Raw genomic sequence first — 22,479 nt, 5'->3', positions numbered from 1 at the left:
CTGACGCGTCGCGATCGCCTGAAACATTATTTCAGTTCCTTTTGACACATCTGTTTACACCGTTAATCTCAATGCGTATATTTCGCATTTGCATTTTCATGCGCATTTTCAACATAGAAAACGACATCAGCCCGCACACGCGGGACTGATGCAGACCACCTTCACCATTCATTAAGGGTTTGATGATGTCTTTCATTACTCATACCAGGGATGGGCAACGCCAGCCTGTCGCAACACCTTCGTTGCTGGCAGCCTGTATTGCTATGGCATTGATGCCAACCGTCAGTTTTGCCGCCTCCATGACCGAAGATACGGTAGTTGTGGAGGGTGGCTTTGATAACGCACAGGATCCCGCCAGCGGACAGGATCAGGACTACAGCGTAAAAACCACCACCACCGGGACCAAACTGTTACTTGTTCCCCGCGATATCCCCCAGTCCGTCAGCGTGATTAGCCAGCAGCGCATGGCAGATCAGAACCTGCAGTCAGTCGGCCAGGTGTTAACCAACACCACCGGCGTAACGGCCCAGGTGCAGGACAGCGACCGCACCGTATTTTACTCGCGCGGATTCTTCGTCAGTAACTATGCGTTCGATGACCTGCCGACCTCCATCAGCGAAGTATGGAACTTTGGCGACACCGCCGCCGACACCGCCATTTATGACCGTATAGAGGTGGTTCGCGGCGCTACCGGGCTGATGTCCGGCACCGGTAACCCATCCGCCTACGTCAATATGGTGCGCAAGCACGCAGACAGTAACGTATTCAAAGGGAACGTCTCCGCCAGCTACGGCAGCTGGGACAAGCAGCGCTATGTGCTGGATTTACAGGCCCCGCTGGTAGAATCCGGCAAGGTGCGCGGTCGTCTGATCACCGGTTACCAGGACAACGACAGCGCTGTGGATAACTACCACTACCGTAAAAAATTCCTCTATGGCGTGGTGGATGCCGACGTCACCGACAGCACGACCCTCTCCGTAGGCTATGAATACCAAGAAAGTCACACCGCCGATCCTACCTGGGGCGGTCTGCCAACCTGGTATAGCGACGGAAGCAAAACCCATTACAACCGCAGCCAGACCGTTGCGCCTGACTGGGCTTACTCGGATAAAGACAACACCCGTATCTTTGCCAACCTGACCCAACGTTTTGACAACGGCTGGGAAGCGCACATCAACGGCATGCATGCGGAAACCCATTTCGACAGCAAACTGATGTATATGTCCGGCTATCCGGATAAAGAGACCGGGGCGGGCATGGTCGGCTACGGCGGCTGGAACCGCGGTGAACGTAAGCAGGATGCCATCGACGCCTTCCTGCGTGGCGATTTCAGCCTTTTTGGTCGTCAGCATGAGATGATGTTTGGCGGGAGCTTCAGCCGCCAGCGTAACCATTACGATAACAGCATGCCGGATGCGTTATACGGTATGGTGGATGTGGGTAATTTTAAAAACTGGAATGGCACTATCGCCGACCCGCAGTGGACACCGTGGAAGCTCTATAGCCAGGACGACATTCGCCAGTCATCGGCGTATACCTCGGCCCGATTCTCGCTGGCCGACCCGCTGCACCTGATCCTTGGCGCGCGTTACACCAACTATAACATTCGTTACAACCCGGCAGGCTCCCCGGATACCCGTCTGGAAAGTTCCAAAGATGACGTAACGCCTTATGCAGGACTGGTTTATGACATCAATGAAGACTGGTCGACCTATGTCAGCTACACCTCTATTTTCCAGCCACAGGACAAGCGTGACGCGAGCGGCCGTTACCTCGACCCTACGGCCGGGAAAAGCTACGAAGCGGGGGTGAAAGCGGACTGGTTCAACACCCGCCTGACCACCTCACTGGCCGTTTTCCGTATTGAACAGGATAACGTGGCGAGCAATACCTACACCTATATGCCGAGCGGCGAATCTATTTATGAATCACTGGATGGCGTAGTCAGCAAAGGGATTGAATTTGAGCTAAACGGTGCACTGACCGACAACTGGCAGTTAACCTTCGGGGCGACACGGTTTATTGCAGAAGATAAGCGCGGGAATGCCATCAGTTCCGATCAGCCACGCACGACCATGAAGCTGTTTACCCGTTATCAATTGCCTATGCTGCCAGAACTGGCGGTGGGCGGCGGGGTGAACTGGCAGAATAAAGTGTGGACGGATGTGGAGGGTGGCCCGGTGGGCCAGTCACGTGCAGAACAGGGCAGCTATGCGCTGGTGAATCTCTTCAGCCGTTATCAGGTCACCAGGGACCTGGCCTTGCAGGCCAATGTTAACAACCTGTTTGATAAAAAATACTACGACTACGTCGGGTCATACGTTGTCTATGGCGCGCCGCTGAACGTCTCCGTCAGCGCCAATTACTCTTTTTAAGTTTCTACCCATAAAAAAGGCAGCCATTTGGCTGCCTTAGTCTCCCCAGGTCACAGCTTAGCTGTTGCGGATGTACTCATCCATTTCGGTTTTCAGGTTATCGGATTTAGTCCCGAAGATTGCCTGAACGCCCGAACCAGCAACAACAACCCCTGCTGCACCCAGTTTTTTCAGACCCGGCTGGTCTACTTTCGCGACGTCGGCAACGCTAACACGCAGACGAGTGATGCACGCGTCCAGGTTAGTGATGTTCTCTTTCCCGCCGAATGCGGCAACCAGAGCCGGAGCCATTTCGCTTGTCGCGGTGGCTTTGCTGTCTTCTGACGCATCTTCACGACCTGGTGTTTTCAGGTCCAGTGCTTTGATCAGCACGCGGAAGATGGTGTAGTAAACAACGGCATAGCACGCACCAACGATTGGGAACAGCCACAGTTTGCTGCTGTTACCGGACAGAACGATGAAGTCGATCAGGCCGTGAGAGAAGGACGTACCGTCACGCATACCCAGCAGGATACAGATTGGGAACGCCAGACCCGCCAGAACCGCGTGAATGATGTACAGGATCGGCGCAACGAACATGAAGGAGAACTCGATCGGCTCGGTGATACCGGTCAGGAACGAGGTCAACGCTGCGGAGATCATGATACCGCCCACTTTTGCACGGTTCTCTGGTTTAGCAGAGTGCCAGATAGCAATTGCCGCTGCCGGCAGACCGTACATTTTGAACAGGAAGCCACCAGACAGTTTACCTGCAGTTGGGTCACCCGCCATGTAACGTGGGATATCACCGTGGAATACCTGACCTGCTGCGTTGGTGAATTCACCAATCTGCATCTGGAATGGAACGTTCCAGATGTGGTGCAGACCAAATGGTACCAGGCAACGCTCGATGAAGCCGTAGATACCAAACGCCACAACCGGGTTCTGATAAGCAGCCCACTGAGAGAAGGTCTGGATCGCGGAACCGATTGGTGGCCAGATGAAGGACAGGATCACGCCAGTGAAAATCGCTGCCAGGCCAGAAATAATCGGAACAAAACGCTTGCCCGCGAAGAAGCCCAGATACTCAGGCAGCTTGATGCGATAGAAGCGGTTGAACATGTACGCTGCAATCGCACCGGAGATGATACCGCCCAGAACACCGGTGTCTGCCAGGTGTTTCGCAGCGATCTCTTCTGCCGGTAAATGCAGAACCAGTGGCGCAACCACTGCCATGGTTTTCACCATGATGCCGTAGGCAACAACTGCAGCCAGCGCAGAAACGCCGTCGTTATTGGTGAAGCCCAGCGCCACACCGATAGCGAAGATCAGAGGCATGTTAGCAAAGACGGAACCGCCTGCTTCGGCCATCACGTGGGAAACTACGGCTGGCAGCCAGCTGAAGTTAGCAGAACCGACACCCAGCAGGATACCTGCGATAGGCAGTACGGATACTGGCAGCATCAGCGATTTACCGACCTTTTGCAGGTTAGCAAATGCATTCTTAAACATAATTGAGAGTGCTCCTGAGTATTTGTGCTTTTTTTACGCTTTCACGCATTGGCCCGGGGGGAGTACCGTGCCGTGGACAGGACATCTAAGCGCCCTTTATTTATTACACAGAGTAAAATAATTCCCTCTGAGTTTGTTTGACGGCTATCACGTTTCAGCTTAAGACGGTCGAAAAACTTTCAGTTATTTACAAAAAGCATTTCTGGATGTGTCTAAATACACCTTCACCGCCCCAAATGAGGCGGTGAACTTTACTCGTTTTATGTATTAATTACGAGCCTAAAAAAAACAGGCGTATCAAACAGATTGCAGGCGGGCGGGGTCGATATGGAACAGCGTAGAGAAGTTGTCCGTCGTGACGCGAGCCAGCTCTTCAATGCTGACGCCTTTAAGCACGGCCATGTACTCGGCTACGTCTCTCGTCATGGCTGGCTGATTTTCTTTACCGCGATGCGGCACCGGTGCCAGATACGGAGAGTCTGTTTCCACGAGGATGCGATCGAGCGGAACATAGCGTGCAGCCTCGCGGAGTTGCTCAGCGTTACGGAACGTCACGATCCCCGAAAACGAGATATAAAACCCTAAATCAAGCAGTTTACCCGCTGTTTCTCTGTCTTCTGTGAAACAGTGTAGTACGCCACCGCAATCCGTCACCTTTTCTTCCTTCAGGATCGCCAGCGTATCGGCGCGCGCATCACGGGTATGGACAATCACCGGCTTGTTGAGCTCGCGACCAATGCGAATATGATGGCGGAAGGACGCTTGCTGGCGCGGTTTCGTTTCCGGCGTGTAGTAGTAATCCAGCCCGGTTTCCCCCATCGCCACGACGCCCTCTTCTGCGGCCAGCCGGCGCAGTTCCTCAACGTCGTACTCTTCATCCTGATTGAGCGGATGCACACCACAGGAGAAAACAACGTTCTCGCGCTCGCCCACCAGCTCACGCATGGCGCGATACCCCGGTAGCGTTGTCGCCACGGCAAGGCAAAACTTCACATCACGGGCAGCGGCTTTGGCCAGCACGTCGTCCACGTTTTTATGCAGGGATTGATAATCCAGGCCATCAAGATGGCAGTGTGAGTCGACTAAAAACATAATGTCTCTCTCAGAGATGGGAAACAGGCGGTGTCACGCCTGGTTGCAGGTAATGTTCGATACGCAGCAACTGGTCGGTCAGTAAAAGCTCGCGATTAAGACCGGTCACTGTTAAAAGTTGTTCACGACTCTGACAGATATCGTGAAGGATAGCGTGTAATGATGCGCCTGACAGGCCGTTCGCCAGCGTGTTAACCAGCGGCCAGACGTCCGGGTTGGTCAGTAGCGTTGCCCCTTGCTGGAGTTTGAGCGCATCCAGAAGTAAGGAGGCCAGCCAGTGCAGACGTTCCGCGGCCTGCTCGCCGTTAAGCGCAGGCAATAAACTTAGCCAGTCGCGGCTGGTGATGGAAGACTCAACGGCCCGGCAGAGCGCGTCTCGCTGTGACCAGACCTCTGGCTGCAGTAATGCCAGCGCCGCCGCGGGTGCACCGCTGCTCAGGCGCAACGCAGAGAGCGCCCCTTCCTGTGACGTTGTCACTTCTCGCTCAAGCCAGCTCAGCGCCCATGATTCCTGAGGCACCGCGAGGTGATGAAGACGGCAACGGCTGCGCAGCGTTGCCAGCAAACGCCCCGGGTCACGACAGGAGAGAAGGAACCACGTTTTCTCCGGCGGTTCTTCCAGCGTTTTAAGCAGCGCATTCGCCGCCGCCTCGGTAAGCTGTGCTGCGTCTTTGAGCCAGACGACTTTTGCGCCGCTGAGCCGCGCATGTTCGTACAATTTTTCACTGACTTCACGCACGGCATCAATACCGAGCGCGCTTTTGCCCTTCTCGGGCTCGAGCGTGTAATAGTCAGGGTGCGTGCCCGCCTGCATTAACTGGCAGCCACGGCATTTACCACAGCTTTTATGGCCTTCCGGCTGCTGACACATCAGGAAGCGGGTGATGGCGTAAATCAATGCATCATCCCCCATTCCCGGCAGTGCCTGAATCAGTAACGCATGATGCCCCCGACCAGCCTGATAGCTTTCGATCAGCTTTTCAAAATGCGGGCGCAACCATGGGTACCATTTCATGCCTGTTGCTCCTGTAGCCACTGCGTAACCGTCTTCTGAATTGCGCGGGTGACCTCTTCCAGGGATTGCGTCGCATCAATGGTGCGAATACTGCCATCCTGATCCGCCAGTTCCAGATAGCGCGCGCGGGTACGGTTAAAGAAATCAAGAGACTCCTGCTCAATGCGGTCCAGCTCACCGCGAGCACGCGCGCGCTTGAGACCCACTTCCGGCGTCACATCCAGATAGAGCGTCAGGTCAGGGCGAAAATCACCCAGCACCGCATCGCGCAGCGTGGCCAGCATCGTCTGGTCGATACCACGTCCACCGCCCTGATAAGCCTGGGTCGACAGATCGTGACGATCGCCAATTACCCACTTGCCATTAGCCAGGGCCGGTTTAATGACCGTCTCCACCAGCTGCACGCGCGCCGCGTAGAACATCAATACTTCGGCTTTATCTGTGATGACCTCGTCACCAACGGATTTGATATCCAGCACCAGGCTTCGCAGCTTTTCGGCCAGTTGCGTACCGCCGGGCTCGCGGGTAAATACCATGTCCGCAACGCCAAGCGATTTGAGCGTATCCACCACCACGTTGCGGGCCGTGGTTTTACCCGCCCCTTCGAGTCCCTCAATGACAATGTATTTACTGCGCATTTTTTTCCTTAAGTACCTTCAGATAGTCCTGCACGGAGCGATTATGGCTGGCAAGGTTGGTGTTAAAGGTATGCCCCCCTTTTCCATCAGCCACAAAATAGAGATACGGTGTTTTAGCAGGATGCGCAGCCGCACGCAGGGAAGCCTCGCTCGGCGTGGCAATCGGGCCCGGCGGCAGACCGCTAATCACGTAGGTATTATACGCCGTTGGCGTCTCCAGATCTTTTCTTGAAATCTTACCGGTATAACTCTCGCCCATTCCGTAGATGACGGTGGGGTCCGTTTGCAGACGCATGCCGATACGCAGACGGTTAATGAAGACCGATGCCACCTGATCGCGTTCGGCGGCGACGGCCGTCTCTTTCTCAATAATTGAGGCCATCGTGACAAACTGGTTTTGATCTTTGTATGGCAGACCGTCCATGCGCCCTTCCCAGGCGGAATCGACGGCTGCAACCATCTTTTTATGCGCCCGCTTGAGGATAGCCACATCGGTCGTGCCTGCGGTGTACATCCAGGTGTCTGGCCAGAACCAGCCTTCCACCCACTCAGGGTGTTCAAATTTCAGTACTTCGGCCACCGTCTGATAGCGGTCATCTTTCAGGGTATGCTTAATGTACGGAGCATCGCGCAGCTGCTCGAGATAATCGCTCAGGCGCATCCCCTCAACAAAACGCAGCGGGAACTGCGCTTCTTTACCGCTTTCCAGCAGCTGAAGCATCTCTTTGACGGTCATCCCCGGCGTAAAGCGATAGGTACCGGCTTTGAAATGAGACAGTTCAGGCTCGATACGTAACAGCCACTGAAACACGCGCGGACGGTTAATGATCTTGTCGCCATAAAGCTGTTCGCCAAGCGCCAGGCGGCCCGTCCCCGCTTTCAGGGTAAAAATCGTCTCGTCTTTAATCAGGATCTTACTGTTCGCCAGCTGACGAACTTTCCACACTCCCGCTCCGCCGGCAAGACCCAGCGCAACGATAAGGAGGAGGACAAAGCGCAACATTTTCTTCATGACTATCGGGTTTGCTCACATATCGGGGCTAAAAACTGAAACAGCTCGCGCGAGGACAAGCTGTATTGACCATACGCGCGGACGGGTACAACCGGCATCAGCGCATTACAGATGATAATTTCATCAGCCTGGTGCAGCGCCTCTTCTCTCGCGCTCACTTCGACAACGCGAAAGCCAGAGTGTGCCAACTGCTGCAAACAAAACTGACGCATAATCCCGTTGACGCCGGCCTGCTCGAGCGACGGCGTATAAACATCGCTCCCCTGCCGCCAGAGTAAATTAGCCGCACAGCATTCCGTAATAAACCCTTCGCTGTCAAGAACCAGCGCCTCATCAGCGTCCGTCTGTTCAAGATGAGTGCGAATCAGTACCTGTTCAAGGCGGTTGAGGTGTTTTATACCGGCAAGCATGGGGTTTCGCCCCAGACGTACCGGGCTGAGCGTCAGCGTAACGCCCTCTTCACGCCAGCGCAGATAATGAGCAGGACAGGCAGACACCGCAAGGATCCGCGTTGGGTGCTGGCAAGCTGTACCGCTGTATCCCCGGCCACCGCTGCCGCGGCTGATAATCACCTTCAGAACACCGCTTTGCTTCCCGGCCGCCAGCTGGCACATCTCCTGACGCAATGTGTCCCAGTGCGTGAAGGGGATCATCAAGGCTTCACAACCCTGCTGAAGACGACGAAGGTGCGCCTCGAGCAGGCAGACATTGCCGTCGAGAATGCGCGCTGTCGTAAAGCAGCCATCACCAAACTGAGTTGCCCTGTCACCAGCAGGCAGCGTGTTTTGCTCAAGGCCATTGATTAAAAACATGGTGGCTCCTTATGCGTGGGCATTTAGTCTGGCAGGATGCCATGCAGCCGACAAGAAGATTAGGCTTAATAAAAAAGGCCCGACAAGCGGACCTTTTTTAATCGCCATGATGCAGTCAGGCTCAGATCTTTTTGAAGATCAGTGAACCGTTAGTACCACCAAAGCCGAAGGAGTTACACAGGGTGTACTCCATACCACTTACCTGACGCGCTTCGTGAGGAACGAAGTCCAGGTCACAACCTTCATCCGGATTATCCAGGTTGATGGTTGGCGGAACAGCCTGATCGCGCAGCGCAAGGATAGAGTAGATAGACTCTACTGCACCCGCCGCACCCAACAGGTGACCGGTCATGGATTTCGTGGAGCTCACCAGCACGCGGCTGGCGTATTCGCCGAAGATAGACTTAACAGCCTGAGCTTCTGCTTTATCGCCTGCAGGCGTAGAAGTACCGTGCGCGTTAACGTAACCGATGTGCTCCGGGGTAAGACCCGCGTCGCGAATCGCGTTGGCCATTGCCTGCGCGGCGCCCGCACCATTTTCTGGTGGTGACGTCATGTGGTATGCATCGCTGCTCATCCCGAAGCCGACAACTTCAGCATAAATCTTCGCGCCACGTTTTTTAGCATGTTCGTACTCTTCAAGTACGATCATACCCGCACCGTCACCCAGCACGAAACCATCACGGTCTTTGTCCCACGGACGGCTTGCCGCCTGCGGGTTATCGTTGCGGGTAGACAGCGCACGCGCTGCACCAAAGCCACCCACTCCCAGCGGAGTACTGGCTTTTTCCGCACCGCCCGCAACCATAGCATCTGCATCGCCGTACGCAATCATGCGCGCGGCCTGGCCGATGTTATGCACGCCAGAGGTACATGCGGTAGCGATAGAAATGCTTGGCCCACGCAGGCCGAACATGATGGTCAGATGACCTGCCACCATATTAACAATCGTGGACGGAACGAAGAACGGGCTGATTTTACGCGGGCCGCCATTCATCAGAGATGTATGGTTTTCCTCGATCAGACCCAGACCGCCAATCCCGGAACCGATAGCGGCACCGATACGGGTTGCGTTCTCTTCCGTAATCTCAAGGCCAGAATCCTGCATGGCCTGAACGCCAGCGACAATTCCATATTGAATGAAGGCATCCATCTTGCGCTGTTCTTTGCGCGAGATGATCTCTTCACAGTTAAAATCCTTTACTAAGCCAGCAAATTTCGTTGCATAGGCGCTAGTATCGAAATGGTCGATTAGGCTGATGCCGCTCTGACCGGCAAGGAGAGCTTTCCAGGTGGACTCTACGGTATTGCCGACAGGAGACAACATGCCAAGTCCGGTCACAACTACACGACGCTTAGACACGTTTGTCCTCCAGGGAGGGATAAAAAAGGGATTCGTGGGACAAAAAAGATAAAACTCAGGCGGTCGAATGACCGCCTGGAGATGTTCACTTACGCCTGGTGACCGTTGATGTAATCAATGGCAGCCTGAACGGTGGTGATCTTCTCAGCTTCTTCGTCCGGAATCTCAGTATCAAACTCTTCTTCCAGAGCCATTACCAGCTCAACGGTGTCAAGAGAATCTGCGCCCAGGTCTTCAACGAAGGAAGCGGAGTTCACAACTTCTTCCTGCTTAACGCCCAGCTGTTCGCCGATAATTTTCTTAACGCGTTCTTCGATAGTGCTCATACTCTTAAATTTCCTATCAAAACTCGCTTTCGCGATGGTTTTCGTAGTGTATAAAATGTTGAAAAATTTGCAACTAAATCCCGGCAGTTCTTACCACGATTTTACGTTATTTTGAGGCCATTCGCCCTAATAACGCAAATATTTTTCATCGTGATTAAACCATGTACATCCCGCCGTTGACGTGGAGGGTCTCACCAGTGATGTAACCCGCTTCGTCAGAGGCTAAAAATGCAACCGCGCTGGCAATTTCTTTAGGGTCGCCTAAGCGGCCCGCTGGAACAGCTGCCAGCGTACCCGCACGCTGCTCATCAGTTAGCGCACGCGTCATGTCCGTTTCAATAAAGCCCGGAGCAACAACGTTTACAGTAATACCGCGGGACGCAACTTCACGTGCCAGCGACTTACTGAAACCGATCAGACCTGCTTTCGCCGCAGCGTAGTTAGCCTGACCAGCATTTCCCATGGTACCAACCACAGAACCGACAGTGATAATACGACCATGACGCTTTTTCATCATAGCGCGCATTACCGCTTTTGACAGACGGAATACAGATGACAGGTTGGTTTCGATGATATCGTTCCACTCGTCGTCTTTCATTCGCATTAACAGGTTATCACGAGTGATCCCGGCATTATTTACCAGAATATCCACTTCGCCAAATTCTGCGCGAATATTTTCCAGAACAGATTCGATAGATGCAGGTTCGGTCACATTCAGAACCAGACCTTTACCGTTCGCACCCAGATACTCGCTGATGGCCTTAGCGCCATTCTCGCTGGTTGCTGTACCAATCACTTTCGCGCCGCGCGCAACCAGTGTTTCAGCAATTGCACGCCCGATACCGCGGCTTGCGCCAGTGACCAGGGCAATTTTTCCTTCAAAACTCATGGTATTCCTCTTTTATTGCGAGAGTGCCGCTGACATCGCGTCCGGCTCGTTAATTGCCGAAGCAGTCAGGGTGTCAACAATACGTTTTGTCAGACCGGTGAGGACTTTACCTGGGCCGACTTCATACAGATGCTCAATGCCCTGAGAGGCCATAAACTCAACGGTTTTGGTCCACTGTACCGGGCTGTAGAGCTGGCGAACCAGCGCATCACGGATAGCGTCCGGCGAGGTTTCGCATTTCACATCGACGTTGTTCACAACGGAGATTGTCGGTGTGTTAAAAGTAATTTTTTCAAGCTCAACGGCCAGTTTATCGGCAGCAGGTTTCATCAGTGCGCAGTGGGACGGTACGCTGACGGGCAGCGGCAGAGCGCGTTTCGCCCCTGCAGCTTTACAGGCTGCACCAGCACGTTCAACCGCGTCTTTATGACCGGCGATAACCACCTGCCCTGGCGAGTTGAAGTTAACGGGAGACACCACCTGACCTTCAGCGGATTCTTCACACGCTTTTGCAATCGCAGCATCATCGAGGCCGATGATAGCAGACATGCCACCGGTGCCTTCAGGTACTGCTTCCTGCATGAACTTACCGCGCAGTTCAACCAGACGCACCGCGTCAGCAAACGCGATAACACCGGCACACACCAGCGCAGAGTATTCACCCAGGCTATGGCCCGCGAGCAGCGCTGGCGCTTTACCGCCCTGCTGCTGCCAGACACGCCACAGCGCAACGGACGCCGTCAACAGCGCTGGCTGAGTCTGCCAGGTTTTGTTCAGCTCTTCGGCCGGTCCCTGTTGGGTCAGCGCCCATAAATCATAACCCAGCGCAGCGGAAGCTTCACGGAAAGTCTCTTCGATAACCGGATACTTTGCTGCCATTTCAGACAACATCCCAACGGCCTGAGAACCCTGGCCCGGGAACACAAAAGCAAATTGCGTCATTATTTAATCCTTATACTAGAAACGAACCAGCGCGGAACCCCAGGTGAACCCGCCACCAAAGGCTTCAAGCAAGACCAACTGGCCCCGTTTGATTCGTCCGTCACGTACCGCTTCATCAAATGCGCACGGTACTGACGCCGCAGAGGTATTGCCGTGACGATCCAGCGTCACCACAACATTATCCATCGACATGCCCAGCTTTTTAGCGGTCGCGCTGATGATGCGCAGGTTCGCCTGATGCGGCACCAGCCAGTCGAGTGCGGAGCGGTCAAGGTTATTCGCTTCCAGCGTTTCATCGACAATGTGCGCAAGCTCAGTCACCGCCACCTTGAACACCTCATTACCTGCCATCGTCAGGTAAATAGCGTTATCCGGATTAACGCGATCGGCGTTAGGCAGGGTCAGTAATTCGCCGTAGCTGCCATCGGCATGCAGATGCGTAGAGATGATGCCCGGCTCTTCGGACTGACCGAGCAGTACCGCGCCCGCACCATCACCAAAAATAATGATCGTCCCACGATCGGTTGGATCGCAGGTACGTGCCAGCACGTCAGCACCGATGACCAGCGCATATTTCACGGCACCGGATTTAACATACTGATCGGCAACGCTCAGCGCATAGGTGAACCCTGCGCACGCTGCGGCAACGTCAAATGCCGGGCAGCCTTTAATGCCGAGCATGTTTTGCACCTGGCACGCTGCGCTTGGGAAGGCATGCGTGGCAGAGGTCGTGGCAACCACGATCAAGCCAATCTGATCTTTATCAATGCCCGCCATTTCGATAGCACGCTGCGCGGCTTCGTAACCCATGGTCGAAACGGTTTCGTCTGGCGCGGCAATACGACGTTCACGGATACCTGTGCGCGTGACAATCCACTCGTCAGACGTATCTACCATTTTTTCAAGATCGGCGTTGGTACGCACGTGTTTTGGCAGGTAGCTGCCGGTACCTAAAATCTTCGTATACATGTACGCTCAGTCACTTTTAGCTAATACAGATTCCAGGCGAGCGGCAATCCGCTGAGGGACTTGTCGCTGCACCGCCTGCACTGCCTGTTCAATGGCGACAGTAAATGCTCGCTGATTGGCGGCACCATGACTCTTAATCACGATGCCGCGCAATCCTAACAGACAGGCGCCATTATACTGGTCGGGGTTGAGGTGACTGAATCGCCGCGTCAGGCTTTTTTGTAACCAACGCTTTAATAAAATCAACCACCAGGCGCTTTTTTTGCCTTCTCCCTGCGATTTAAGCAGTGAGAGAAACATTCGCACGACCCCTTCCATGGTCTTCAACGTTACGTTCCCGGTGAAGCCATCACACACCAGAACATCCGTTTTCCCCGTCAGCAACTCATTGGCTTCGAGATAACCAATATAGTTGATGGAGGGAACCTGTTTGAGCAATTCGGCAGCTTCGCGAATACTGTCCAGGCCTTTGGTCTCTTCTTCACCGATGTTCAATAACGCAACACGGGGATTGTTTATCCCGACCACTTCTTCTGCCAGCACCGACCCCATCACGGCAAACTGAGCCAGCATTGTACTATCACAATCGACGTTAGCACCCAAATCGAGCACCACGGTCTTGCCCTTCTGCTGATGCGGTAATACCGTCACCAGCGCCGGACGCTCAATACCTTCAATAGGTTTGAGCAACAATTTCGACAGCCCCATCAGCGCGCCGGTATTTCCCGCACTGACGCAAGCCTCCGCGCGTCCTTCCTTCACCAGCTCCAGCGCCATTCGCATAGAACTGCCCCGGCTATTGCGAATCGCCTGCGATGGACGTGCATCACTGGCAATAACTGACTGCGCAGGAATAATCTGCAGACGCGAACGTTGTTCGAAGTCAGCTTTTGCAAGTAATGGCGTGATTGTGTCGGGATTGCCGACTAAAAGAAGTGTGAGTTGCGAATTAGAATTCAGTGCCTGCAAAGCTGCAGGCACTGTCACGGAAGGGCCAAAATCCCCTCCCATGACATCTAACGCCAGGGTTAGACGTGTCAAGGTATCGTCACAGCCTGGTTCGGTAAATTCCCCGTTTGCACGGGGAAATCCTCACTAAGCCTAATCACGCTGACGCGTGATTACTTAGTGATAACCTTGCGGCCGCGGTAGAAACCGTCAGCGGTGATGTGGTGACGCAGGTGTTTCTCACCAGAAGTCTTGTCTACAGACAGGCTGGTAACTGCAGTCAGCGCGTCATGGGAACGACGCATGCCACGTTTGGAACGGGTTGGTTTATTCTGTTGTACGGCCATGGACCTTACTCCTCAATTACTTACGCTTTAAGCTGGCTAATACGGCAAATGGGTTTGGTTTTTGCGCTTCATCAGGCAGTTCCCCAAAGACCATGTCCGCCTCGGACACTTCACAGTGTTCAGATTCATGCACCGGAACGACTGGCAAGGAGAGGATGATTTCATCTTCAACCAGAGCCAGAAGATCGATTTCACCGAATTCATTAACTTCAATCGGTTCATACGCTTCCGGGAGTGCTTCAGCCTGTTCGTCAGAACGGACCGGACTGAAACAATACGTTGTGTGAACATGCTGTACAAACGGTTTCCCGCAACGCTGACATTCGAGGGTTACCGTCACCTTTGCATCACCGGTTAAAACGGCGAGACGCTGGTTATCGATAGCGAACGACATGGAGCATTCTACATCACTGTCCACACTGACTACGGATTCGGCGACACGCTCAGCCTGATCGGAAGTATAAATACCTTCGTAATCGAGGCGTTTTTGAGCCGTGCGAACCGGATCAAGAGTCAGGGGTAATTTTACCTTTTGCATAGGGCGCGCATATTAACTTTGTAACGTCATATAGTCAAAGAAAAAGGCAACCACAGCTGCCTTTTGCCAATTATTCGCACACATTGCGGCCTGTAGTTTAAAATGGCTGGCATCGATACGCTATATCTGGTGATAAAAATATGCCAAATCTCGTTCTTGCCTCCACCTCACCCTACCGCCGAATGTTGCTGGAAAAGCTCGGGATCCCGTTTGAATGCGCGGCGCCGGAAGTTGACGAGACGCCGCAGCCGGGCGAATCACCGCGTCACCTGGTCACCCGTCTTGCGAAGGAGAAAGCGCAATCACTTGCCGCACGCTACCCTTCGCATTTGATTATAGGCTCCGATCAGGTTTGTGTGCTGGACGGTGTTATCACCGGAAAGCCGCACACTGAAGCGAATGCCTGCCAGCAGCTTATGCAAGCGCGGGGCAATATCGTCACCTTTTATACGGGTCTGGCACTCTACAACTCGGCCTCGGGTCACCTGCAAACCGAATGCGAACCTTTCGACGTCCATTTTCGCCATCTTAGTGAGCAGGAAATCGCCGACTATGTGCGTCGGGAGCGACCGCTCAATTGCGCCGGAAGCTTTAAAAGCGAAGGTCTGGGGATTGCCCTTTTCGACAAGCTGGACGGACGTGACCCGAACACGCTGGTCGGGTTGCCGCTGATAGCATTGTGCCAGATGCTCAGACGCGAGGAGTGTAATCCGCTGAAGATGTGAGTGTTACGGGTGATGCATCACTTACCGGCCTGGGAGACCTCAGGCCGGTAAGTGCCAGCCAAATCAGCCGCGCAGCACCTTCAGGCAGCGTTTTAACTGCTCATCAAGGGGGGCTTCAATGCGAATTGTTTCGCCGGTATTCGGGTGAGTGAATGTCAGTGCCGCCGCATGCAGGAACAGGCGTGACAACCCGGTGCCCGCCAGCTGCTTATCAAACTCCCTGTCACCATAGCGGTCATCAAATGCGATCGGATGACCGGCATACTGCGTATGTACGCGGATCTGGTGGGTACGGCCGGTTACCGGGCTGCAGCGCACCAGCGTGGCGAACGCATAGCGCTCTTCCACTTTGAAACGCGTCTCAGATGGCTTCCCTTCCTGATTCACACGTACAATGCGCTCACCGCTTTGCAAAATATTCTTCAGCAAAGGTGCCTGCACCGCCTTAACGTGGGACTGCCAGTGGCCACGAACCAGCGCCAGATAATCCTTCTGCATCCCTTTTTCACGCAGCTGCTCATGCAGGGAACGCAACGCAGAACGTTTTTTTGCGACCAGCAACACGCCGGAGGTATCGCGATCGAGACGGTGAACCAGTTCGAGGAAACGGGCTTCGGGACGCAATGCACGCAGGCCTTCAATCACACCAAAGCTGAGACCACTCCCGCCATGGACAGCGGTACCTGACGGTTTATTCAGCACCAGGATATGATCATCCTCATAAAGGATAACGTCACTCAGGGCGGCCACTTTCTGCAACCTGGGTGAAACGACCTCTTCTTCGCGTTCCGCAACACGGACCGGCGGGATACGCACTTCATCACCGGCTTCGAGTTTGTACTCAGGCTTCACGCGTTTTTTGTTAACCCGCACTTCACCCTTGCGCAGGATGCGGTAAATCATGCTCTTTGGCACGCCTTTGAGTTGGGTACGCAAAAAGTTATCGATACGTTGCCCCGCGTCGTCTTCCGCGATGGCAACCATTTTTACGGCTGGAGTCTCTGTTTTCATGGTTGGCGATTCTAAATATCGTCAGCCATTAGCGCCACTCATTTTTCTATGCTTATATTTACTTTTATCCGGCCTGTCCCCTGTTTCACGCAATCGATTTGGTGGTTATTAAACCAATCACCGCCTTGAAGTGAAGAAACTGTGAGTAACCGGGTGATAATTGGTAAAAGTCATCTTGCTATAACCCGGCGAGCAGTGGAATAATGAACTCGTTTTCCGTGTTAAATCCTGGTTAAGTAAGGATCTCGACGGAATGACCAATTTTGTCTGACCGATCATCCACGCAGCAATGGCGTAAGACGTATTGATCTTTCAGGCAGTTAGCGGGCTGCGGGTTGCAGTACTTCCCGGTATAAGGATTGTTCTCTGGAGAGTTCTACCCAGGCAATTCCCCTGATAATTGCGCTGTGTTTCCGTATGAAATACAGGCAACCGACACTCTGCGCCTCTTAAGCGAGCGACAACCGTGAGGTTGGCGACGTGAATAGACACGAGGCCATCGGTTCATACCCCGGAAAGCGTCACCTTGCCCGCAGCTTTGTCGTCAATGTAAGAATAACGAGTAAGTTACGATGAAAAGAATGTTAATCAACGCAACTCAGCAAGAAGAGTTGCGTGTCGCCCTTGTGGATGGGCAGCGCCTGTACGATCTGGATATCGAAAGTCCTGGACACGAACAGAAAAAAGCGAACATTTACAAAGGTAAAATCACCCGCATTGAACCAAGCCTTGAAGCTGCATTTGTCGATTACGGTGCTGAGCGTCACGGTTTCCTCCCTCTGAAAGAAATCGCCCGCGAATATTTCCCTGCAAACTATAACTCCCATGGCCGCCCAAACATCAAAGATGTGCTGCGTGAAGGTCAGGAAGTCATTGTTCAGATTGATAAAGAAGAGCGTGGCAACAAAGGTGCCGCACTGACCACCTTTATCAGTCTTGCGGGAAGTTACCTGGTTCTGATGCCAAACAACCCGCGTGCCGGTGGTATCTCTCGCCGCATCGAAGGTGATGACCGTACCGAGCTGAAAGAAGCGCTGGCAAGTCTTGAGCTGCCTGACGGCATGGGGCTTATCGTGCGTACCGCAGGCGTCGGCAAATCTGCCGAAGCGCTGCAGTGGGACTTAAGCTTCCGTCTGAAGCACTGGGAAGCAATCCAGAAAGCGGCAGAAAGCCGCGCAGCGCCGTTCCTGATTCACCAGGAAAGCAACGTGATTGTGCGTGCCTTCCGTGACTACCTGCGTCAGGACATCGGTGAGATTCTGATCGATAACCCGAAAGTGCTTGAGCTGGCGCGCCAGCACATCGCTGCGCTGGGTCGTCCGGATTTCACCAGCAAAATCAAACTGTACACCGGTGAAATCCCGCTGTTCAGCCATTATCAGATTGAATCGCAGATTGAATCCGCTTTCCAGCGTGAAGTGCGTCTGCCATCCGGTGGTTCTATCGTTATTGATACGACCGAAGCGCTGACCGCCATCGACATCAACTCCGCACGTGCTACGCGCGGCGGTGATATCGAAGAGACAGCTTTCAACACCAACCTTGAAGCCGCTGATGAAATCGCCCGCCAGCTCCGCCTGCGTGACCTGGGTGGTCTGATTGTTATCGACTTTATCGACATGACCCCTGTTCGCCACCAGCGTGCGGTTGAAAACCGTCTGCGCGAAGCGGTACGTCAGGATCGTGCTCGTATCCAGATTAGCCATATCTCACGCTTCGGCTTGCTGGAGATGTCCCGTCAGCGTCTGAGCCCTTCACTCGGTGAATCCAGCCATCACGTCTGTCCGCGCTGCTCCGGTACCGGTACCGTTCGTGATAACGAATCTCTGTCCCTCTCTATTCTGCGTCTGATTGAAGAAGAAGCGCTGAAAGAGAACACCAAAGAGGTTCATGCCATTGTTCCCGTGCCAATTGCGTCCTACCTGCTGAACGAAAAACGTGCGGCCGTCAGCGCAATTGAATCACGCCAGGGCGATGTTCGCTGCATCATCGTACCTAACGATCAGATGGAAACCCCGCACTACCACGTGCTGCGTGTCCGTAAAGGTGAAGAGACCAGCACGCTCAGCTATCTGCTGCCTAAGCTGCATGAAGAAGAGATGGCGCTGCCTTCCGATGAAGAACCTGCCGAGCGCAAACTGCCAGAGCAGCCAGCCTTAGCGACCTTCATCATGCCTGAAGCTCCGCCAGAAACGGCGCTGGAAAAACCTGTGACCAAACCGGTTGCGCAAAAACCAGAAGCCGTTGCGGTCAAAGCCCAGCCAGAACAACCGGGTCTGCTGAGCCGCCTCTTCGGTGCGCTTAAGAAGATGTTTGCAGGCGAAGAAGTCCAGCAGCCTGAGCAACCGAAAGAAGCACCGAAAGAAGCGAAACCTGAACGTCAGCAGGACCGTCGTAAACGTCAGAACAACCGCCGTGACCGTAACGATCGTAATGACCGTAACGAACGCCGTGACAACCGTTCGGACAATAATGAGGGTCGTGAGCAACGCGAAGACAACCGTCGCAACCGTCGCGAGAAGCAACCGCAGAATGTTGAAGATCGTGAAATTCGCCAGCAGGCGGGCGATGAGTCTGAGAAGAGCAAACAGCGCGACGAGCAGCAGCCACGCCGTGAGCGTAGCCGTCGTCGTAACGACGAGAAGCGCCAGGCGCAGCAGGAAGTCAAAAACCTGAACCGCGAAGAGCCTGTTGAACAGCAGGAAAGCGAGCAGGAAGAACGTACTCAGGTTATGCCGCGTCGTAAGCAGCGCCAGCTGTCACAGAAAGTGCGTGTAGGTGCCCTGCCGGTGGAAGAGACCGTCATCGTCCCTGCAGAAGCAAGTGACACTGCACCAGGCACTCAACTGGCGAAAGTGGATCTGCCAGCCGTCGTCGAAAACAACGCTGAGCAAGACGATAACGGTGAAGGCCGTGATAACGCGGGTATGCCACGTCGTTCACGCCGTTCTCCGCGTCACCTGCGCGTCAGCGGTCAACGTCGTCGTCGTTATCGCGATGAGCGTTACCCGACACAGTCGCCAATGCCATTAACCGTAGCGTGCGCGTCTCCTGAAATGGCATCCGGTAAAGTCTGGATCCGCTACCCGGTTGCTCGTCAGGAGCAGGTTGTGGAAGAACAGGCTGTCACCGAAGAGGTGATTGCCCCGGTAGCCGCAACTGAAGAAGCGGTAAATGAAGCCGCTATCGTGGTTGAGCCACAGGCCGTTGAGTCAGAAGCGCCCCATGCAGTAGACATTGAAACCACGCACCCTGAAGTGATTGCCGCGCCGGTTGACGCCGCACCGCAGCTTATTGCTGAAGAAGACACCGTGGTCGCTGAAGACGTTGTTGCTGAGGTTCAGCCAGCAGCAGCGGTAGAAGAGACCCCGGACGTGGTTGTTGAAACCGTGACTGAAGACGTGGTTCAGGACGTTGAAATTGACGTCGAACCGGTGCGTGAAGCCGCGAAAGCAGAAGAGCCAGAAGTGAAAGCCGAGCCGGTAATCACCGCTCCGGCCCCTGCTCACGTTGCGACAGCCCCGATGACTCGCGCACCAGCGCCGGAATATGTGCCGGAAGCGCCGCGTCACAGTGACTGGGTCCGCCCTGCGTTCAACTTTGACGGTAAAGGCTCTGCCGGTGGCCACAGTGCAACGCATCAGGCGACGGCACCGGCTACCCGTCCGCAGTCTGTTGAGTAACGACACATAGCGTAAAAAGCCGACCTTCGGGTCGGCTTTTTTATTGCTCGCGTGCCGGCTTTCTCATACCCGCAATGTCCGGCATCACCCTCTTCATCATCTCCAGAAAACGGCGTAAACGCGCCGGATAATAACGCGACCACGGATAAACCAGATGAACCGGGAGCGCGGCGGGCTGCCACTGTGGAAGCAAATGCACTAAGCGCCCTTCCTGGATATCCTCCTTGACCGTCCAGCTTGAAACCATCGCCACCCCTAACCCTGTCAGGGCGGTATTGCGCGCAACATGCAGACTATCCGTGCTTAACCGTGGCGCAATGGAGATACGTTTTACCTGCGAAAGATCATCCCACAACTCCACATGTCGCTGATAGAACGTGCTGATGGCAATCCAGGGCAGCGCCTGCAGATCCTCCGGTGTGTGAACCGGCGCAAACTGGTCCAGCAGCGCAGGCGAAGCCACCACACAGCGTGGCACTTCCGCCAGCAGCACGGAGACGGTTGCCGGATCCACCTCTGCGCCAACTCGAATAGCACAATCCAGATTGTCGCTCAGAAAATCCACCGACTTATCGTTGAGCATCCACTCCACCGACAACTGAGGGTAATGCTGCAAAAACTCCGTTAACGGTCTCAGAAGCTGATCCTGCCCAAAGGCGTGCGGTGCACGTACCCGTAACACGCCGACCGGCTCGTCCTCCGTCTGGCCGATCTCATCTTCCAGTGCCAGCCAGCTATCAATGACCCGCCGGGCATGTTGATAGCAGCGCTCGCCGTCATCGGTAAGTTTTGTTGCATGGGTGGTTCGCAATAAAAGCCGTACCCCCAGCAGCGTTTCCAGAGACTGAAGGCGGCGGCTCACCGTGGCCTGACTCGTCGCAAGCAGTCTTGCCGCCCCGGATAGCGATCCGCTTTCCACAATACGAACAAATGTGCGCATGAGTTCCACCCTGTCTATACGCTCAACTCGCTTCATCATTTTACCTGCTATACGCCAAACGTATAAGCGTTTTACCACCAGGCCCTCTACCGTCGCAAGGCGTAGTGATAAAAAATAGCGGCACACTATGAGTGAGGAACGTCTTATGAACACAACAACTGCTCCCCATGCCGCCAGTCGCTGGGTGATTTTTATGCTGGCTCTGGGGGCTGGCTTTAGCGTCGCATCCATTTACTACGCGCAACCGCTGCTGCCGCTGATAGGCGCCGACCTTCATCTTAGTATTGAAGGGATGGGGCTGGTCCCGACGCTGACCCAGGCAGGCTACGCGCTCGGTATTCTTTTTCTGTTGCCGCTTGGCGATCGTCACGACCGCAGGACGTTAATCCTGATAAAAAGCACCGCCCTGGCACTGTTTCTGCTGGGCTGCAGCCTGACCGGGCAGCAGCACTCACTGCTGATGGCAAGCCTGCTGATTGGCATGGCCGCGACCATGGCACAGGATATCGTTCCCGCAGCGGCTATCCTCGCCCCCGAAGGAAAACAGGGAAAAACCGTGGGAACCGTGATGACAGGGTTGCTGATGGGCATCTTGCTGTCGCGAACCGTCAGCGGTGTGGTGGGTGAAGCTTTTGGCTGGCGCGTCATGTATCAGCTGGCCGCTGTAAGCATCGCATTTATTGGGGCGGTGATGTGGCGGGTACTCCCGCGTTTTGCCATTCACTCCACGCTGAGTTATCCCGCCCTGATGCGCTCAATGGAACATCTGTGGCGTCGCTATCCGGCTCTGCGTCGTGCAGCACTGGCACAGGGTTTTCTGTCGATTGCCTTTAGCGCCTTCTGGTCAACGCTGGCGGTCATGCTGCTGGAGCGCTATCACCTGGGGAGCGCCGTCGCGGGTGGTTATGGTATTGCCGGGGCCGCGGGGGCCTTAGCCGCCCCGCTGGCGGGAGGTCTGGCGGACAAGCTGGGCGCCGGAAAAGTCACGCAGCTTGGCGCGGCACTGGTTACCGTCTCGTTTGCCCTGATGTTCCTGATGCCCGCGCTGGGTCTTCATGGACAACTGATTCTGATTGCTGTCTCAGCCATCGGGTTTGATCTGGGGCTGCAGTCCAGTCTGGTGGCGCACCAGAATCTGGTCTATAGCCTTGAGCCTCAGGCCAGGGGGCGTCTTAACGCCCTGCTCTTTACGGTGGTCTTTATCGGCATGGCGCTGGGTTCGGCTGCGGGGAGTAAAATCTACACGCTGGCTGGCTGGACGGGCGTGGTTGCCCTGGCAACGGTATGCGGTGTCATTGCGCTGGCAATACGTCTGATTGAAAGTGCACGCGTCGCCTCCGCACCGGCAGAAATCGCGTAAAAA

Annotated in this window: 20 protein-coding genes; 4 read left to right on the top strand and 16 right to left on the bottom strand. The window is 54.6% G+C overall.

What is annotated here, in order from left to right:
- Positions 1-185: 185 nt before the first annotated feature.
- The gene (fhuE, locus tag AM379_RS16880; RefSeq protein WP_106503935.1) at positions 186-2,375 is read left to right on the top strand and encodes a ferric-rhodotorulic acid/ferric-coprogen receptor FhuE; all 2,190 of its coding nucleotides are present in this window, start codon (positions 186-188) and stop codon (positions 2,373-2,375) included.
- A gap of 57 nt (positions 2,376-2,432) precedes the next feature.
- On the opposite strand, the gene ptsG is transcribed toward fhuE, so the two are convergent.
- The 14 genes from ptsG to yceD all read right to left on the bottom strand — a co-directional run bounded on the left by ptsG (position 2,433) and on the right by yceD (position 14,757).
- Positions 2,433-3,866, bottom strand: coding sequence for a PTS glucose transporter subunit IIBC (ptsG, locus tag AM379_RS16875; RefSeq protein ID WP_014169582.1), 1,434 nt, complete (start codon positions 3,864-3,866; stop codon positions 2,433-2,435).
- 297 nt (positions 3,867-4,163) lie between these two features.
- Positions 4,164-4,958, bottom strand: coding sequence for a metal-dependent hydrolase (locus tag AM379_RS16870; protein WP_014169581.1), 795 nt, complete (start codon positions 4,956-4,958; stop codon positions 4,164-4,166).
- A 10-nt stretch (positions 4,959-4,968) separates the two neighbouring features.
- The gene (gene holB / locus AM379_RS16865) at positions 4,969-5,973 is read right to left on the bottom strand and encodes a DNA polymerase III subunit delta' (protein ID WP_078773892.1); all 1,005 of its coding nucleotides are present in this window, start codon (positions 5,971-5,973) and stop codon (positions 4,969-4,971) included.
- Complete coding sequence (gene tmk, locus AM379_RS16860; protein ID WP_014169579.1) at positions 5,970-6,611, bottom strand: dTMP kinase; 642 nt, start codon at positions 6,609-6,611, stop codon at positions 5,970-5,972. Before tmk ends, holB begins: the two co-directional genes overlap by 4 nt.
- Entirely contained in the window at positions 6,601-7,623 is a 1,023-nt protein-coding gene (gene yceG, locus AM379_RS16855) for a cell division protein YceG (protein ID WP_078773891.1), read from the bottom strand. Before yceG ends, tmk begins: the two co-directional genes overlap by 11 nt.
- 2 nt (positions 7,624-7,625) lie before the next feature.
- The gene (gene pabC, locus AM379_RS16850; protein WP_106503934.1) at positions 7,626-8,435 is read right to left on the bottom strand and encodes an aminodeoxychorismate lyase; all 810 of its coding nucleotides are present in this window, start codon (positions 8,433-8,435) and stop codon (positions 7,626-7,628) included.
- Positions 8,436-8,556: 121 nt separating this feature from the next.
- A complete protein-coding gene (gene fabF / locus AM379_RS16845) occupies positions 8,557-9,798 on the bottom strand; it encodes a beta-ketoacyl-ACP synthase II (RefSeq protein ID WP_014169576.1) in 1,242 nt (413 codons plus the stop codon).
- 89 nt (positions 9,799-9,887) lie between these two features.
- Positions 9,888-10,124, bottom strand: a complete 237-nt coding sequence (gene acpP / locus AM379_RS16840; protein ID WP_003857954.1) for an acyl carrier protein — start codon at positions 10,122-10,124, stop codon at positions 9,888-9,890.
- A 154-nt stretch (positions 10,125-10,278) separates the two neighbouring features.
- Entirely contained in the window at positions 10,279-11,013 is a 735-nt protein-coding gene (gene fabG / locus AM379_RS16835) for a 3-oxoacyl-ACP reductase FabG (protein WP_014169575.1), read from the bottom strand.
- 12 nt (positions 11,014-11,025) lie between these two features.
- On the bottom strand, positions 11,026-11,955 hold the full coding sequence (gene fabD, locus AM379_RS16830; protein ID WP_049022666.1) for an ACP S-malonyltransferase: 930 nt from the start codon (positions 11,953-11,955) through the stop codon (positions 11,026-11,028).
- A 15-nt stretch (positions 11,956-11,970) separates the two neighbouring features.
- Complete coding sequence (locus tag AM379_RS16825) at positions 11,971-12,924, bottom strand: beta-ketoacyl-ACP synthase III (RefSeq protein WP_014169572.1); 954 nt, start codon at positions 12,922-12,924, stop codon at positions 11,971-11,973.
- Between the two features lie 6 nt (positions 12,925-12,930).
- Positions 12,931-13,965, bottom strand: a complete 1,035-nt coding sequence (plsX, locus tag AM379_RS16820; protein ID WP_014169571.1) for a phosphate acyltransferase PlsX — start codon at positions 13,963-13,965, stop codon at positions 12,931-12,933.
- 80 nt (positions 13,966-14,045) lie between these two features.
- A complete protein-coding gene (gene rpmF / locus AM379_RS16815) occupies positions 14,046-14,219 on the bottom strand; it encodes a 50S ribosomal protein L32 (RefSeq protein WP_003857964.1) in 174 nt (57 codons plus the stop codon).
- A 16-nt stretch (positions 14,220-14,235) separates the two neighbouring features.
- The gene (gene yceD, locus AM379_RS16810; protein ID WP_014169570.1) at positions 14,236-14,757 is read right to left on the bottom strand and encodes a 23S rRNA accumulation protein YceD; all 522 of its coding nucleotides are present in this window, start codon (positions 14,755-14,757) and stop codon (positions 14,236-14,238) included.
- A 140-nt stretch (positions 14,758-14,897) separates the two neighbouring features.
- Between yceD and AM379_RS16805 the strand changes: the two genes are divergently transcribed.
- Positions 14,898-15,482, top strand: a complete 585-nt coding sequence (locus tag AM379_RS16805; protein ID WP_032677877.1) for a Maf family protein — start codon at positions 14,898-14,900, stop codon at positions 15,480-15,482.
- 63 nt (positions 15,483-15,545) lie between these two features.
- Here AM379_RS16805 and rluC read toward each other — a convergent pair whose 3' ends face one another.
- Positions 15,546-16,493, bottom strand: coding sequence for a 23S rRNA pseudouridine(955/2504/2580) synthase RluC (rluC, locus tag AM379_RS16800; protein WP_014169568.1), 948 nt, complete (start codon positions 16,491-16,493; stop codon positions 15,546-15,548).
- A 572-nt stretch (positions 16,494-17,065) separates the two neighbouring features.
- On the opposite strand from rluC, the gene rne reads away from it, so the two are divergent.
- Positions 17,066-20,176, top strand: coding sequence for a ribonuclease E (gene rne, locus AM379_RS16790; protein ID WP_106503933.1), 3,111 nt, complete (start codon positions 17,066-17,068; stop codon positions 20,174-20,176).
- Positions 20,177-20,216: 40 nt separating this feature from the next.
- Here the strand turns inward: rne and AM379_RS16785 are convergent, their stop codons facing one another.
- Positions 20,217-21,152 carry a LysR family transcriptional regulator gene (locus AM379_RS16785; protein WP_063214589.1) on the bottom strand — a complete coding sequence of 312 codons (936 nt, stop codon included), beginning with the start codon at positions 21,150-21,152 and terminating at the stop codon, positions 20,217-20,219.
- A 109-nt stretch (positions 21,153-21,261) separates the two neighbouring features.
- Between AM379_RS16785 and AM379_RS16780 the strand changes: the two genes are divergently transcribed.
- Positions 21,262-22,476, top strand: coding sequence for an MFS transporter (locus tag AM379_RS16780; RefSeq protein WP_106503932.1), 1,215 nt, complete (start codon positions 21,262-21,264; stop codon positions 22,474-22,476).
- The last annotated feature ends 3 nt before the right edge of the window (positions 22,477-22,479 follow it).

Origin of the sequence: Enterobacter cloacae complex sp. FDA-CDC-AR_0132, assembly GCF_003010695.1 — a bacterium.
In the GTDB taxonomy this organism is placed as follows: domain Bacteria; phylum Pseudomonadota; class Gammaproteobacteria; order Enterobacterales; family Enterobacteriaceae; genus Enterobacter; species Enterobacter ludwigii.
Note: the sequence above shows the minus strand (reverse complement) of the source record. Positions and strands in the feature narration are given on the sequence as shown.

Excerpts from the sequence above, each read along its gene's own strand:
- AM379_RS16870 (WP_014169581.1), bottom strand. The coding sequence starts at position 4,958 with ATGTTTTTAGTCGACTCACACTGCCATCTTGATGGCCTGGATTATCAA.
- AM379_RS16805 (WP_032677877.1), top strand. The coding sequence starts at position 14,898 with ATGCCAAATCTCGTTCTTGCCTCCACCTCACCCTACCGCCGAATGTTG.
- yceD (WP_014169570.1), bottom strand. The coding sequence starts at position 14,757 with ATGCAAAAGGTAAAATTACCCCTGACTCTTGATCCGGTTCGCACGGCT.
- fabG (WP_014169575.1), bottom strand. The coding sequence starts at position 11,013 with ATGAGTTTTGAAGGAAAAATTGCCCTGGTCACTGGCGCAAGCCGCGGT.
- yceG (WP_078773891.1), bottom strand. The coding sequence starts at position 7,623 with ATGAAGAAAATGTTGCGCTTTGTCCTCCTCCTTATCGTTGCGCTGGGT.
- fhuE (WP_106503935.1), top strand. The coding sequence starts at position 186 with ATGTCTTTCATTACTCATACCAGGGATGGGCAACGCCAGCCTGTCGCA.
- AM379_RS16825 (WP_014169572.1), bottom strand. The coding sequence starts at position 12,924 with ATGTATACGAAGATTTTAGGTACCGGCAGCTACCTGCCAAAACACGTG.
- fabD (WP_049022666.1), bottom strand. The coding sequence starts at position 11,955 with ATGACGCAATTTGCTTTTGTGTTCCCGGGCCAGGGTTCTCAGGCCGTT.
- holB (WP_078773892.1), bottom strand. The coding sequence starts at position 5,973 with ATGAAATGGTACCCATGGTTGCGCCCGCATTTTGAAAAGCTGATCGAA.
- AM379_RS16785 (WP_063214589.1), bottom strand. The coding sequence starts at position 21,152 with ATGAAGCGAGTTGAGCGTATAGACAGGGTGGAACTCATGCGCACATTT.
- ptsG (WP_014169582.1), bottom strand. The coding sequence starts at position 3,866 with ATGTTTAAGAATGCATTTGCTAACCTGCAAAAGGTCGGTAAATCGCTG.
- pabC (WP_106503934.1), bottom strand. The coding sequence starts at position 8,435 with ATGTTTTTAATCAATGGCCTTGAGCAAAACACGCTGCCTGCTGGTGAC.
- acpP (WP_003857954.1), bottom strand. The coding sequence starts at position 10,124 with ATGAGCACTATCGAAGAACGCGTTAAGAAAATTATCGGCGAACAGCTG.
- rpmF (WP_003857964.1), bottom strand. The coding sequence starts at position 14,219 with ATGGCCGTACAACAGAATAAACCAACCCGTTCCAAACGTGGCATGCGT.
- AM379_RS16780 (WP_106503932.1), top strand. The coding sequence starts at position 21,262 with ATGAACACAACAACTGCTCCCCATGCCGCCAGTCGCTGGGTGATTTTT.
- tmk (WP_014169579.1), bottom strand. The coding sequence starts at position 6,611 with ATGCGCAGTAAATACATTGTCATTGAGGGACTCGAAGGGGCGGGTAAA.
- rluC (WP_014169568.1), bottom strand. The coding sequence starts at position 16,493 with ATGAAAACAGAGACTCCAGCCGTAAAAATGGTTGCCATCGCGGAAGAC.
- rne (WP_106503933.1), top strand. The coding sequence starts at position 17,066 with ATGAAAAGAATGTTAATCAACGCAACTCAGCAAGAAGAGTTGCGTGTC.